12 protein-coding genes are annotated in these 11,907 nt (G+C 70.4%); 7 read left to right on the top strand and 5 right to left on the bottom strand.

Annotation, left to right across the window (positions count from 1 at the left end; translation table 11 throughout):
* The first annotated feature begins 17 nt into the window (after positions 1-17).
* Positions 18-1,328 (top strand): polyhydroxyalkanoate depolymerase, encoded by a 1,311-nt coding sequence (locus PG878_RS07430; RefSeq protein ID WP_209029763.1) that lies wholly within the window; start codon positions 18-20, stop codon positions 1,326-1,328.
* A gap of 50 nt (positions 1,329-1,378) precedes the next feature.
* On the opposite strand, the gene PG878_RS07425 is transcribed toward PG878_RS07430, so the two are convergent.
* Together PG878_RS07425 and PG878_RS07420 are read right to left on the bottom strand one after the other, a co-directional pair.
* On the bottom strand, positions 1,379-2,308 hold the full coding sequence (locus tag PG878_RS07425; RefSeq protein ID WP_209029762.1) for a sensor domain-containing protein: 930 nt from the start codon (positions 2,306-2,308) through the stop codon (positions 1,379-1,381).
* The gene (locus tag PG878_RS07420) at positions 2,305-2,670 is read right to left on the bottom strand and encodes a PadR family transcriptional regulator (RefSeq protein WP_017912024.1); all 366 of its coding nucleotides are present in this window, start codon (positions 2,668-2,670) and stop codon (positions 2,305-2,307) included. The genes PG878_RS07425 and PG878_RS07420 overlap by 4 nt, the downstream gene beginning before the upstream one ends.
* 169 nt (positions 2,671-2,839) lie before the next feature.
* Between PG878_RS07420 and PG878_RS07415 the strand changes: the two genes are divergently transcribed.
* Positions 2,840-4,570, top strand: coding sequence for an XVIPCD domain-containing protein (locus PG878_RS07415; RefSeq protein WP_209029761.1), 1,731 nt, complete (start codon positions 2,840-2,842; stop codon positions 4,568-4,570).
* Positions 4,571-4,671: 101 nt separating this feature from the next.
* The gene (locus PG878_RS07410) at positions 4,672-5,592 is read left to right on the top strand and encodes a peptidylprolyl isomerase (RefSeq protein WP_244663447.1); all 921 of its coding nucleotides are present in this window, start codon (positions 4,672-4,674) and stop codon (positions 5,590-5,592) included.
* A gap of 30 nt (positions 5,593-5,622) precedes the next feature.
* Here PG878_RS07410 and PG878_RS07405 read toward each other — a convergent pair whose 3' ends face one another.
* Entirely contained in the window at positions 5,623-6,135 is a 513-nt protein-coding gene (locus PG878_RS07405) for a DinB family protein (RefSeq protein WP_209029760.1), read from the bottom strand.
* A 78-nt stretch (positions 6,136-6,213) separates the two neighbouring features.
* A complete protein-coding gene (locus tag PG878_RS07400) occupies positions 6,214-7,140 on the bottom strand; it encodes a DMT family transporter (RefSeq protein WP_244663448.1) in 927 nt (308 codons plus the stop codon).
* Between the two features lie 213 nt (positions 7,141-7,353).
* On the opposite strand from PG878_RS07400, the gene PG878_RS07395 reads away from it, so the two are divergent.
* The 4 genes from PG878_RS07395 to PG878_RS07380 all read left to right on the top strand — a co-directional run bounded on the left by PG878_RS07395 (position 7,354) and on the right by PG878_RS07380 (position 10,661).
* Positions 7,354-8,295: a LysR substrate-binding domain-containing protein gene (locus PG878_RS07395; protein WP_209029759.1), complete on the top strand. Its 942-nt coding sequence runs from the start codon at positions 7,354-7,356 to the stop codon at positions 8,293-8,295.
* 230 nt (positions 8,296-8,525) lie between these two features.
* Positions 8,526-8,840 (top strand): metalloregulator ArsR/SmtB family transcription factor, encoded by a 315-nt coding sequence (locus tag PG878_RS07390; protein WP_017909067.1) that lies wholly within the window; start codon positions 8,526-8,528, stop codon positions 8,838-8,840.
* A 30-nt stretch (positions 8,841-8,870) separates the two neighbouring features.
* Positions 8,871-10,301: a DUF2867 domain-containing protein gene (locus tag PG878_RS07385; RefSeq protein ID WP_209029758.1), complete on the top strand. Its 1,431-nt coding sequence runs from the start codon at positions 8,871-8,873 to the stop codon at positions 10,299-10,301.
* A gap of 66 nt (positions 10,302-10,367) precedes the next feature.
* Positions 10,368-10,661, top strand: a complete 294-nt coding sequence (locus PG878_RS07380) for a hypothetical protein (protein ID WP_010344067.1) — start codon at positions 10,368-10,370, stop codon at positions 10,659-10,661.
* Between the two features lie 370 nt (positions 10,662-11,031).
* Here the strand turns inward: PG878_RS07380 and PG878_RS07375 are convergent, their stop codons facing one another.
* Positions 11,032-11,859, bottom strand: coding sequence for a DUF4349 domain-containing protein (locus PG878_RS07375; protein WP_209029876.1), 828 nt, complete (start codon positions 11,857-11,859; stop codon positions 11,032-11,034).
* Between the last annotated feature and the right edge of the window lie 48 nt (positions 11,860-11,907).

The following is an 11,907-nucleotide window of genomic DNA, read 5'->3' as shown; positions in this document are numbered from 1 at the left end:
AGGATGGAAACACCGGCATGCTCTACCAGTGGCACGAACTGACCCGTAACCTGCTCGCCCCCTGGGTGCACCAGGCCGAAGCCAACGCCAAGATCTTCTCCGATCCCAACAGCCTGTGGTCGACGCTGCCCGGCGCCGAGCGCCTGGCCGCGAGCAACGAGTTGATGCACCGCCTGGGCAAGGACTACGAGAAGCCGGCCTGGGCGCTGGACCATGTCGAGGTCGACGGCCACGCGCTGCCGATCGTCGAGCAGGAAGTGCTGCGCAAGCCGTTCTGCCGCCTGCTGCGCTTCAAGCGCTTCAGCGACGACGCCAAGGTGGTGGACGGACTCAAGAAGCAGCCGGCCGTGCTGGTGGTGGCGCCGCTCTCCGGCCACCACGCCACGCTGCTGCGCGACACCGTGCGCACCCTGCTGCGCGACCACAAGGTCTACGTCACCGACTGGATCGACGCGCGCATGGTGCCGCAGGCCGAGGGCGACTTCGGCCTGGACGACTACGTGCGCTACGTGCAGGACTTCATCCGCCACATCGGCGCCGAGTCGTTGCACGTGATGAGCGTGTGCCAGCCCACCGTGCCGGTGCTGGCGGCGGTGTCGCTGATGGCCGGACGCGGCGAGACCACGCCGCGCTCGCTGGTGATGATGGGCGGGCCGATCGACGCGCGCCGCAGTCCCACCGAGGTCAACAACCTGGCCACGCGCAATCCGCTGTCCTGGTTCGAGCACAACGTCATCCACACCGTGCCGCCGGCCTACCCCGGCCACGGTCGCGAGGTCTACCCGGGCTTTTTGCAGCACATCGGCTTCCTGGCGATGAACCCGAGCCGGCATTTCATGTCGCACTGGGACTTCTACGCCAACCTGGTCAAGGGCGACCTGCAGGACGCCGAGGCGCACCGCCGCTTCTATGACGAGTACAACGCGGTGCTGGACATGCCGGCCACCTACTACCTGGACACCATCCGCGTGGTGTTCCAGGAGTTCCTGCTGCCGCGCGGCGAATGGGTGATCGACGGCGAACGCGTCGACCCGGCCGCGATCCGCGACACCGCGCTGCTCAGCATCGAGGGCGAACTGGACGACATCTCCGGCCTCGGCCAGACCGCGGCCGCGCAGGACCTGTGCACCGGCATCCCCGCCGCGCGCCGCCAGCATCTGGAAGTGCAAGGCGCCGGTCATTACGGCATCTTCAGCGGCCGCCGCTGGCGCGACATCGTGTATCCGCAGGTGCGCAGCTTCATCGCCGCCAATGCCGGCGCCAGCCGCGCGCCGGCGGCCGGCAACGTCACCCCGCTCAAGCGCCGCGGCAGCCGCAAGGCGGGCTGAGCGGCAACTCGCCCGCGGCGCTCCGCCGCGGGCGATCCTGCATCAGGACGTCAGGGCGCCTCGCTGCGCACCAGCAGGTGCTTGGCGAGCAGGCCATGCGCCTTGCCGAAGCCGCGCGACAGGTGCAGGGTGACGAAGAACAGCGCTGCGCCCAGCACGCTGACCAGCAGCAACGGCAGCCACGCCTCGCTGCCGATCCAGTGCAGCGGACCGACATGAACGGTCAGATCCGCGACATCCGGGGCGAACAGCGCGGCAGGCGCCAGCAGCATCAGCAGCGACGTGCTCAGCAAGGCCGCGAACACCGTGAAGTAGAAGATCCCCAGCGGCAGCATCAGCAGGAAATACAGCATCGTGGTCCAGGTCCGCGCATCGGTGAACATCTGCCCGATGCGCTGCAGCCACGGCTGTTCGGGTGCGCTGTACAGCGGCCGTCGCGGCATGCGCTCGCCCAGCAGGACTTCCACCACGCGGCCCTCCACCAGCGACAGCAGCCGCACCGAACCGAAGAACAGCACCAGCAGCGGCACCCCGACGATCAGGATCAGCAAGCCCGCCGACACGCTGACGCCGGTCACCAGCCAGGTGAAGTAGAAGATGCCGGTGACCAGCGACAGCAGCATGTAGAACAGGCTGCCGTAGGCGCGCGGGTCGGCGACCACGCCGAAGAAGCGGCCGAGCAACGATTTGCGCTTGGGCGGCGCCGGCGGCTTCAGCGCGCGGTTCACCGTCACTTCGGTCTCGCGGTAGATCTCGGCCACCTCCTCGGGCGCGCCGTAGCTGCCGGCGACGCCGGCGATGACCTCGGCCTCGCTCTTGCCGGGCTGCTCGGCCAGCTCCGAGCGCAGGTATTCCTCCGCGTCGTACAGCGCGTCCTGGACCAGCGCGGGGTCGGCGCCGGCCAGCGCCGCGCGCAGCTGCGCCAGGTAGTCGGGAATGGTGGTCGGCAAGGGCCGCGGTGTGGCGTGTGCGCTGCTCATTCTGAAATCCCCTTCAGCACGGAATCGACGGAATCGCGGGTGGCGCGCCACGCCGCGGCCCATTGCCGCAGCGTGGTCAGGCCCGCCGCGGTGATGCGGTAATAGCGCCGCGGCGGTCCGGCCACCGACGGCTCGACATGGCTGGACAGCAGCCCCGCCGCCTCCAGGTTGCGCAGCACGGGGTACAGCGCGCTCTGCTTGCCGCTGAGCACGCCCTCGCCCACCTGCTCCAGGCGCTTGGCGATCAGGTAGCCGTACAGCGGCGCCTCGGCCGCGGCCAGCACCGCCAGCAAGGCCAGCGACACGGTGCCGGCGCTCAGTTCCTTCTGGAATTTCTTCAGCTGTGCATCCGGCTCGACCATGGCGCCCCCGCTAGGTTGAGGTGGATACTAGTGCATAGTTCGACATAGTCCCTGTGCCGTTGGTCATAGGGCCGCTCGCGCTGGCGTTGCCGGCGACAAACGTTTCGGCAACACCGCGCTGACTACACTGCCGGACCTTCCTTTGTGCATGCCATCCAGGAGGTCACGCATGAGTTCCCCACACCCCGGGCAGGCCACCGAAGCGAGCTTCGCCAGTTCCGGCAACCAGTTCTCCAACGGCCCGATCAAATGGGATCCCGCCGCCGACTCCGCCTCGGTCGAGTCCAGCCGGAACGTCGTGGAGGCTCGGCGCGGCCCGCTGGAGTACGCGGTCGTGCAGACCGGCAAGGTCGGCGCCGGCAGCAAGCAGGACAACGGCAACACCGTGTTCAACGTGGAAATGGAGTTCACCCAGGGCCAGCGCATCGGCGGCTCCTTCAAGGCCGGGCGCCTGGCCGCCGACGGCAGCCTGAGCCAGGTCGCCGGCGAACGCGGCCGCTACGAGGTCAGCCTGCCCGGTCAGGCCAACGCCGAGGCCGCCGCCCAGGTCAATCCCTTCAACCCGCTGACCATTCCGGAAGGCGGCAGCGTCAAGCTCGATGGCCAGGTGTTCGCCAAGACCTCGATGGAGGCCGCGTTCCGCGGCTTCGCCACGTCCAGCGAGCGCACCGACGCGGCCGGCATCAGCTATGCGGTGCAGCGCGTGGATGCCGACCACGTGCGCGTCGCGGTCGGCCCCACCCAGGCGGTGGAGCGTCTGGAAGCGGTGGGGCTGAAGACCGACGTCGCCCAGGCCATGCTCGGCCGCCAGGATGCGCTGGGCCAGGCGACCATGCGCACCGCCACCTTCGACCTGCGCGAGCCGCAGGCACAAGCCGCCTATCGCGACTTCCTGGCCAGCGGCAAGCTCGCGACCAACGCGCCCGGCGTCGGCGACGTGCAGAAAGTCGAAAGCCTGACCATGAGCTCGCAGACCCGCGCGCAACTCGGCCTGGGTCCGTTCAAGGCCGAACTGGGCGGCCAGCGCAACACTGGCGAGAACGTGCGCACCACCTATGCCGACGGCAGTTCCAGCGTGGTCGGCAAGCTGCAGTACGCCGGCAACGTGCCGATGACCCTGACCCGCCAGTTCGACCCGGCGGGCAAGGAGCGCGTGGACGAACGCAGCTACCAGTTCACCTTCGACAAGGTCGACCACAACCAGGCGCAACTGCTCAACGCCGCGCTCACCGGCAAGGACACCGACACGGCCAACCCACCGATCAGGGTTGGCCAGAACGCCACCCTGCGTTTCTCCGAACAGCAGATGGACGCGTTGCGCCAGCAGTACCAGCGCGCCGCCCAGGCCAGTCCGATGACCGCGCACGAGGCGGCGGAATATGCGAAGCAGAGTCCGCAGGACTTCGCGATCGGCCTGGCGCGCAACCTGGGCAATTCCCAGTACGGGCTGAGCGAGCGCCTGTTCCGCGTGTCCAGCAGCGCCGGCGGCACGCCGGGCGGCGACCTGGTCCGCATCGACGCGCAGGTCGACCGCCCCGACCCGCCATCACCGTCAGCGCCCACGCGCGCCGCCGCCGATCCGCAACAGCAGGCGATGCAACAGGCGATCGAGCGCAAGCTCACGCCCTACGACGCCAACGTCGCGAGCGGCCTGCTGCTGGCGGCGCGGCGCGATGGCCTGACCCAGGTCGATCACGTCCTGCGCAACGACAACGGCCGCGTATTCGCGGTACAGGGCGACCCGATGTCCGCCGACAAGCGCGTGGCCTACGTGGACGCCGCGCAGGCGGCGACCATCCCGGCCGCCGAGAGCGCCAGGCAACTGGCCGCGCTGCCGCCGGTGCCGACCCAGGCGCCGGTGCAGGACACGCAGGAACCGCAGCGGCGCGCGCTATCCTGAGCCGCGTTGAAACCGGCACGGCCGTCGCGCCGTGCCGACGGCGCATTGGCAGCGGCGGCCGCTTCGGTGAGAATCGAGCGCTCACCGACCGGGCCGCCCTCATGCCGCTGCGCACTTCCCTGCTCGCCCTCGCGTTGTCGCTGTCCGCCTCCGCCGCATGGGCGGGGGCACCACCGCCGGCCGTGCCGTACCGCAGCCCGCAACAGATCCTGGACGCCTCCAAGCCCAGCGACTGGCGCACGCTGGATCCGGCCAACACGCTGTACCTGGAGCTGGACACCGGCCGGGTGATCATCGAACTGGCACCGGCGTTCGCGCCACAGCACGTCGGCAACATCCGCACCCTGGCCCACGAGCACTTCTGGGACGGCCTGAGCATCTACCGCTCGCAGGACAATTTCGTGGTGCAGTTCGGCGACCCCGATGGCGAGGAGCCGGGCAAGGCCAAGTCGCTGGGCAGCGCCAGGACCCACCTGCCCGCCGAATTCCAGCGCGCGGCCGCGGGCCTGGCGTTCCAGCCCCTGCCCGACCGCGACGGCTGGGCGCCGCAGGTGGGCTTCGTCGACGGCTTTCAGGTGGCGCGCGATCCCAAGGCCGGCACCGCCTGGCTGGCGCATTGCTACGGCACCGTGGGTGCCGGCCGCAACAACGACGAAGACAGCAGCATCGGCGCCGAACTGTATGTGGTCACCGGGCAATCGCCGCGGCAACTGGACCGCAACATCAGCGTGGTCGGCCGCGTGGTCAAGGGCATGGAACTGCTCAGCGTGATCCCGCGCGGACCGGACCCGATGGGCTTCTACGAAAAACCCGAGCAACGCACGCCGATCCGCGCGATCCGCCTGGCCAGCGACGTGCCGGACGCCGAGCGCACCCCGCTGCAATTGCTGCGCACCGATAGCCGCACCTTCCGCGAGGTGGCCGAGGCGCGGCGCAACCGCCGCGACGATTTCTACAAGCGTCCGGCCGGGCATATCGACCTGTGCAACGTGCCGCTGCCGGTGCGCGCGCCGCCGCAGTGACGCTGCATGCGCGCGGCGGACGGCGCGCGCTCAGGCGTCGCCGACGCTGCGCCGCTGCGGCTGCTGCGTGTGCAGGAAGCGAGTGAACAGTTCGCGCGGTTGCTCCACCGCGCACTCGGTCAGCAGCATGGCGATGTTGCCGCGGTGGAAGGCGCCATGCGCGAGCACGTGGAACAGCATTTCCTGCCGGCTCATGCGGCCGGCATCGCCATCGGTGAAACGGAACGCGAGCGTCTGCTGCAAGGCGGGCGCGTCGAGCCGGGCGACGTAATCGGCATACCATCGGTCCGATTCGGCCACCGCCGCACCCAGCGCCTCCAGTTCCGGCATTTGCGGCGTGTTGCTGGCCGTGTATGCGTGCGTGCCGCCCTCCAGGTGCGCGGCGAAGATCCGGTCCACCACGTAGGTATGGTTCAGCAGCCGGATCGCGCGTTGACGCTGCGCCGGATACGCAACCGCATCGATCTGCGCCAGCGCCTGCAGCAGTTCGGCGTTGGCCCAGGCCTTGAACGCGAACTGCGATGCGAGCAGGGAATCGGTCATTGCGTCGTTCTCCAGGCGAAGGGAATGGGCCGCGGGCGCCAGCATCGGCGTCCTCGCGCACGCCCGCAAGCTGTGCTGCTAGCGTGCGCGCTGGCTGAAGGCGACGCTGCCCAGGATCAGCATGCCCGCCAGCAGCATGGTCCAGGTCAGCGGCTCGCCCAGGAACCACCAGGCCAGCAGCGCGCCGAACACCGGGATCAGGTAGGTCACGGTCGAGGCGCGGGCCGGGCCGATGCGCTGGATCAGCCGGTAGTACATCAGGTAGGCCAGGCCGGTGCAGACCACACCCAGGCCGCCCGCGCAGGCCCAGGCCAGCGCCGACACCGGCGCGGTCGGCCAATGCGTCCACGCCAGCGGCGCCAGCAGCAGCGCGCTGCAGCCGAGCGTGGCCGCCGCCGACGCAGCCGGCGGCAGGTCGCCCATGTGCCGCTTCACCAGGTTGTAGCCGATGCCGTACAGCAGCGAGGCGGTGGCGCCGGCGAAGGCGGACGGACCGACGCTGAGCCCGGCCGACTTGCCGGTGGCCAAGACCAGCACGCCGATGAAGCCGACCAGCAATGCCAGCGCGCGCCGGGTGCCGATGCGCTCGCCGAAGAACAGGAAGGCGATCAACGCGGTGAACAGCACGGTCATCGCATTGCAGATCGCACCGATCGCGGCCGGCGCATGCTGCGCGCCCCAGGCGAACAACAGGAACGGCAGCGCGGAGTTGAGCACGCCGATCGCCGCCAGGGTCGGCCAGCGCCGCAGCGGGAAGCGCGCCCGCGCCAGCCACAGGAACGGCAGCAGCACCGCCGCGCCCAGCGCCAGGCGCAGTTCCACCAGCGCATACGCGCCGAACTGCGGCGCGGCCACGCGCATGAACAGGAACGAGCAGCCCCAGACGACGCCGAGGAACCCCAGCTCCAGCGGGGTGCGCCAGTCGCGCGGTACTGCGGGGTCGGACACAGGCGTGGGAGAGGCCGAGGCGATGGCCGGCTGCAAGGGGGGTTCGGCGGTGGGCATGGCGGAGGCTCGCGGTCGATCGGCAACGCGCCGCAGCGATCGTGCGACGCCACGCATCGGCTGCCGGCGGCGAACGCCCGTCGGTGCCCCTGCACCGACCTCGCATCGCCACCGGCCGCGCATGTCGTGTTCGGCTGCCAGCATCGCGCGGTGCAGCAGGGGCTACAAGCGCGTAGTATCGTCGCGAGCCACAAATCTGCCGCGTGTCTGACCGTGCAACTGCGTCCGTCCCTGCTGCCCGCGCTCGGCGTGTTCGCCGCCGCCGCGCGCCACCAGAACTTCGCCCATGCCGCGGAGGAACTGCATCTCACCGCCAGTGCGGTCAGCCACCATGTGCGGCGCCTGGAAGCCCTGCTCGGCGCGACGCTGTTCCAGCGCCATGCGCGCGGGGTCAAGCTGACCGCCGAAGGCCGGCAACTGGCCGATGCCGCCAGCGCGGCGCTGGCCGACATCGCCGCGGTGGCCGGCAACCTGCATCCGCAGGCCGACACCGCACCGCTGCGCATCACCACGCTGCGCTCGCTCTCGTACTGCTGGCTGCTGCCGCGCCTGCCGCGCTTCTGCCAGGCATATCCGCACGTGCGCCTGGACATCCAGACCGATGCGGCGTTCTCGCGCTTCGAGGAGGGCGGCCCGGATCTGGGCATCCGCTATGGCCAGGGCGCCTGGCCGGGGCTGACCTCGCACCACCTGATGGACGATGCCCTGTTCCCGGTGGCCTCGCCGGCCCTGCCGCAACTGGCGACCTTGCGCCGGCCCGAGCAGATCGCGCAGTTGCCGCTGCTCACCGACATGTCGCCGCAGGGCTGGCGCGACTGGTTCCGCGCCGCCGGCGTGCGCGGCGTGGCGCTGCCGCCGATGCACACCTTCAACGACAGCACCGATGCGATGCGCGCGGCCGTCTACGGCGTGGGCGCCGTGCTGGCGCGCAAGCACATCGCCCAGCCCTACCTGCAGCGCTACGAGCTGGTGCGCCTGCCCGGGCCGGCGCTGACCGCGCGCTATTCCTACTACATCGTGCATCCGACCCACCGCCTGCTCAGCCCGGCCGCCAGCCACTTCATCGACTGGCTCAAGCGCGAGGCGCTGGACGAACGCACGCCGATGCCGGCGCTGCCGGCAGAACTGCTCGGGTTGCCGCCGAAGGCGGGTTAGCGCTGCCGTGTGTCGCAGGACACACGTGCAGGAGCGCGCGGTATCGATCGCGCCGTAGGAGCGGCTTCAGCCGCGACGGGGCGCTACCGGTAAAGCCCGTCGCGGCTGAAGCCGCTCCTACGGGAAACCACGCGCGCATCGACTCAACCACGGGCTGCCAGCCAAACACCATTGACAAGCGGCACATACCACGCCATTAATTAACCAATTCGTTAATTAGCTAAGTCCCGATGTCCATCGACCGCGTCTTCGAAGCCCTCGCCTCGCGCCCGCGCCGCGAGATCCTGGCCTACCTGTCGGCCCAGGAACTTACCGCTGGGGAGATCGGGCAGCGCTTCGCGATGAGCGCGCCGGCGATCTCGCGGCACCTGTCGGTGCTGGAAGCGGCCGGGTTGGTGGCGAGCGAGCGCCGCGGCCAGTTCGTGGTCTACCGGCTCACCCCCGACAACCTGGTCAACACCCTCAGTGGGTTCGCCTTCGAGATCTGCCCCAGCGCCGGCCCGCTCAAGCGCGAGTCGCGCAGGCAGGCCAAGCGCACCGCCTGATCCTTCCGCCACGGCAACAGGAGTCCGCCGATGACCGCCGCACCGCTCAGCGAACACGCCGCCGCACAAACCGGATTCCCCTCGGTGCGCCTGCCCTCCTACAGCGGCGGCCTGCCGGTGGAGGTCATCCTGATCGCCCAGCTCGGGGTCGGCGCCGGCGATCCGCTGATCGCCCAGGCCTGCCTGCGGCAGCGTGCGCATCCGCAATTCCGCGACGCCCTGGACGAACCCTCGGCGCGCTTGGCCGGCACCGATTTCGGCAACGGCGAGTCCACCGCGCTGTACTCGTTCGCGGTCGGCGCCGGCGGCCATCCGTTCCATTGCCATGCCGGGCATCGCATGTTCACCGCGATCACCGGCAGCGGCGGCGCGCTGCTGCGTTTCAGCACCGCCTCGCCGGCGCAACTGGAGCAGGATCCGCAGCATTTCCTCGCCGCGCTGCGCCATGTCGAATTGCCCGCCGATTGCCTGTTCAGCGTGCGCTTCGGCGGCGGCACCTGGCACCAGTTCGCGCCGCTGCGCGCGCAGTCCGGGCACCCGGCGTTCTTCGCCCTGTCCTGCCACAGCGACGAAGCCGGTGGCGCGCTTGCCGACGACGTGCGCGCGCAGGTATTGGCCGGTACCGCCGACATCGCCACCCTCACCGAACTGCTGCCGGCCCCGGTCGCTGCCCTGCTGGCATCGCCGCAGGCACAGGCGCGATCCGTGCCGACGGTCCGGCTGTCGCTGGCGGCCTCGCCGGGCAGCCGGCGCCTGGCCTGGTGCGCCGGTCTGCGTGCGCTCAGCGGACGCCTGCGGCAGGCGCTGGGCGCCTGGCGGCATCCGGCCGGCTTCGCGACGCTGGCGCCGCGCCTGTCGCGTGCGCAGGTGACGCCGCAGTTGCTGCCCGGCTCGCTGCTCGAACCGCAGCTGCCCACGCATCATCACCAGGACAGCGTGCGGCTGACGGTGCCGGCGCAGGCGCTGCGGCCGCTGGGGGCGCATGCGCTGATGACGGCGTTGCTGGACGGTTTCCTGCAGCACCCGCCGCGTGGCGTGACCTGGCTGATGCGCCTGCGCAACCTTCTCGTGGCACCGCTGCGGCTACGCACCTCGCCGCTGGGCTGCCCGGTGTCCTCGCTGCTGTCGCCGCAGCGCGATCAGCTGTTCGCCGGGCGGTTCCCGGTGCTGGCGCAGGCCTCGTCCGCACAGGCGCGACGCGTGCAGGTGCTGCTCGGTGCCGACGACCGCCACCTGGTGTTCCGCAGTTGCGTCGGCGTGACGCTGCGCGACGACGGCAGCGCCGAGCTGAGCCTGGAAACGCGCGTGGCCTGCCGCAATCGCTTCGGCCACCTATACATGACGCTGATCGCCGCCGCGCATCGCCGCTACATCGCCCCGACCATGCTGCGCGCGGCCGCCGAGGCGCTGCTGCTGCCGGTGGCCGAGCATGCCGGCCCGGACGTTGCGCCGGCGCGCTGAGCGCGTCATCACCCCGCCTTAGCCGATGCCTGCCTAGCCTGCGCCTTCCCCCCAAGAGGAAGGCCCATGCCCCAGCTCCGCATCCGCATCACCGGCAGCGAGGACGACGCCCGCGCCATCATCAACCTGCTGTCGAGCCTGGACGGCATCGAGCACGTCGAGGAAATCGACGATCTGATGCCGCACATGGACGACGACGATTCCAGTTCCGCCGGCCTGCCCGACGACCAGGGACCGGGCACCCACGAAGTGGAAGTGGACGCCGGTAATGCCGCCACCGCACAGAAGGTGCGCGAGGCCGTGGAAGCCCTGGCGTTCGAACTGGACGTGGTCGTGGAGTTCGAACAGGACGAGGGCTGAGGCCTGCATCCGGGGCGTTGCGCCGCATGGCGCAGCGTCCTGGCATGCCCATGGCCAGCATCCTTGCTTTCCAGCGACGCCAGCCGTGCCCCAGGTAGCCGACCTTAAGGCGTCGGGACTGAAGTCCCTCCCACAGTGCCCCGAGCCAAGGTATCGCGAGCCCCAGCAGGAGTCGTCTTGCTGTTGCTCGCGCTTGAGTGTCAGACGAGAAGAACGGTAGGAGCGGCTTCAGCCGCGACCCGCCACCCATCATCGTCCACGGCTGCTGGATGGCGTGCCACCGTTCCGTCGGCAACGCGTGGCAACACCGCGCGCACTCACCTCCATCCACTCCCGCCCGATCCCATCGGACGGGAACAGTTCCTGTCTCCTAGGCCGAACGACGCCGACGTCGGCGCCAGGCGATCAGCCGCCACACCGCATAGCCGAGCAGCACGAACGGTGCCAGCCCCACCACCGCGCGAATCGCCCAGGCGATCGATCCGGCGAAGATTTCGCCGCTGTCGTGCAGCGCATCGCCGATGTCGCTACGGCTCCGCTCGGCGGTCGGCGCCGAGAACGTCAGCGTCACCCGCTGCGTATCCAGGCGCCGGCGCTGCTGTGCGGCTTCCTGGCTGGTGGAGAGCAGTTGCGTCTCCACCGCGGCCAGCTTCTCCGACAGCGCGATCATGTCGGCCACGCTGAGATCGCGGCGCTGCTGGAACTCCTGCAGGCGCCGCTGCTCGGCCTGCAGGCGCTGGCGCTGCGCATCGTTGTCCTGCACCGCCTGCGCCAGGTCCTCGGCATGGGTGGTGCGGCTCTCGATCTGGCCGCCCTGTCCCGCCTGCGCGATCAACGGCTCGACCCCGGCGGGCGCGATCCGCACGCTGAGTTCGCCGCGCGGCCGCTCGCCGCCGCGCTGTTCGACCTGCAACACCGTGCATGCGCCGAAACCGGATGTCCGGCAGCGTTCCTGCAACTGCTTGAGCCGTGCGGGAATCTGCGCCGCCGGCAGCGCCACATCGACCTCGTGCTCATAAGCCAGGGACGGCATGGCGGAAGCGCCGGGACTCGGCGGCGGCGCTGCGACGGCCGCGTCTGCCGCCTGCGCCGCAGCCTCGGCGGCACTGGCCGCGCTACTGGCGGCATCGGCGGAATAGAGATGGGCGGCCGGCAGCGCCGCGCTCTCGCCGCCGCGGCTGCAGGCCGCGATCGACACCGCCAGCGCCAGGGAGGCGGCCCAGCGACACCAGCGCCGACGCGCAGG

This window comes from Xanthomonas hawaiiensis (genome assembly GCF_031834635.1).
Lineage (GTDB): Bacteria > Pseudomonadota > Gammaproteobacteria > Xanthomonadales > Xanthomonadaceae > Xanthomonas_A > Xanthomonas_A sacchari.
Note: the sequence above shows the minus strand (reverse complement) of the source record. Positions and strands in the feature narration are given on the sequence as shown.